Origin of the sequence: Azotobacter beijerinckii (assembly GCF_900110885.1) — a bacterium.
In the GTDB taxonomy this organism is placed as follows: Bacteria; Pseudomonadota; Gammaproteobacteria; order Pseudomonadales; family Pseudomonadaceae; genus Azotobacter; species Azotobacter beijerinckii.
On sequence record NZ_FOFJ01000153.1, the window covers coordinates 1 to 1,689 of the forward strand.

At 63.9% G+C, this 1,689-nt stretch carries 2 protein-coding genes; one reads left to right on the forward strand and one right to left on the reverse strand.

The features are described from left to right. Positions 1-218 precede the first annotated feature (218 nt). The gene (locus BMY22_RS23280) at positions 219-575 is read right to left on the reverse strand and encodes a heavy-metal-associated domain-containing protein (protein ID WP_090625696.1); all 357 of its coding nucleotides are present in this window, start codon (positions 573-575) and stop codon (positions 219-221) included. Between the two features lie 326 nt (positions 576-901). Here BMY22_RS23280 and BMY22_RS23285 point away from each other — a divergent pair, with 326 nt between their 5' ends. Continuing rightward, positions 902-1,162 (forward strand): hypothetical protein, encoded by a 261-nt coding sequence (locus BMY22_RS23285; RefSeq protein ID WP_090625698.1) that lies wholly within the window; start codon positions 902-904, stop codon positions 1,160-1,162. The last annotated feature ends 527 nt before the right edge of the window (positions 1,163-1,689 follow it).

Sequence of the window (1,689 nt, forward strand, 5' to 3'; positions counted from 1 at the left end):
GACGCTGCGTCATCAACTCGGTGTCTATCTGATGCTTGAGTATTGCCGGGACCTGTACGGAGGTTTGGGACATCCATGTTTATGACACAGTAAGACTATGGCAGCGGGTACGCATGAAATTGGAGCGGTTGCCCTGTGCCCGCTCAGGTGCTTCACAAGGGGCAAGCGGGCAAGAGCCGGGCGGCTGCGATTTCACCGCCCGTTTTTCCGCCGCCTTGCTATCTCCTGGGTGGCAGCTTGGTGCTGGACCAGGGCTCGTGCCGGATATTGTCCCTGACGTTCTGGTCGGTGAAGCGGTACCAGCCCTCCTTGAACTGCGTCCACCAGCCATGATCCAGGTCGGTGCCGTGCCTGCGCACGATCTCCTCCACCTGTTCGATGCGCAGGTGCGAGGCATCGTAGGCGACATCCAGACGCCGGGTGTCCTTGTCGAGTGCGACGCTGTCCACCCCCACCAGTCGATCGATCTCCTGGGCGATGGCCGCGGCCTTGGCGGCATCCAGATCTTCGAGTTTGAGATGACGCTTCAGCAGGTAGGCTTCATGAACTCCCGGTCGGTGATCCATATCGGACATGGGATCTTTCCCTCGCTCAAGTTGCATTTCGTTCGGTCGGTGCCCGGCAGTCATGGAGTTTCCTCCGTGGTGAAGGGCTGTATCGGCGCATGGCTTACCGGCAAATATAGACCGTCACAGCGGGGGCCGACTGGCGGCGGCTCGCCGGCAGCGGCCTGTGCTATACCCTCAAGACAGGATCAAGGCGCAAGGACCGCGATCCTTGCCGGCGCGCGAGCCGCCGAGAGTCGGCGGCGACATCCGGGCCGCATCAGCAGGGGCGGGGCGACGAAAGCAGATGACGTCGTGCCCCTCGCTGGCGGCCTGCAGACAGCGAGGTTCAGACCATGGCCCTGATGCAGTGCACTTACCGCGACCACACCATTACCGCCGATGTCATGGAGCATCCGGGCAGTCCGACGCCCTGGGCCGGCGGCTGCCATATCACCACGCCTGAGGGGCGCACCACCCGGCGGCTGCCCCTGCCGCTCGGGCATGCCTTCATGGCCGAGCTGGAGCAGGCCCAGCATGCCTCCATCGCCCACGGCAAGTGGCTGGTCGACCAGTGTCTCGACCACGGCAAGCCGCTTTTTCCCAAGGCCGCCTGAGCGGTCGGCCCCTTCGTCGCAAGGCCGGGTGGGAAACCTGCACGGCGGTTTTCCACCCCTCTTCCCCCAAGATCCCGGGCAGGGATTTTCCGCCGCGGCGCCATCCCGGCGGCGCACGTTCCCTCGTTCCCCCGGAGCCGGGGCGATCTGGCTGCGATTGTGGGAGGCGGTTGTCCGGAAATATCCAGAATTAGGCTGAAACCGTTATTGCCGGGCTGCTGCCTGCCCGCCACTCTGGCGGCCCGTGGTGGATTCGATAGGTCGATTTCGGTGCCCGCGGTTCCGAGCAAGGACGGCCACGCGTTCGATGGGCACCGCTTCATCGTCGACGGCCCCCTTTACTTGCCGTAGCCTGCGGGGGCGGAGCCGAGCATGGAGCGAGAGGAGTACGTCATGAGCGACAACGGGCGAGAGGCAGCCCTTTACCTGGACGACCTAGTGCAGTATCAACCAACATCCTGTTCAAGCGGTGGGAGCTGTTCGCAGCCGTAATAGGTGCAGACCCGCTCCATTACCTCGGCGATGGT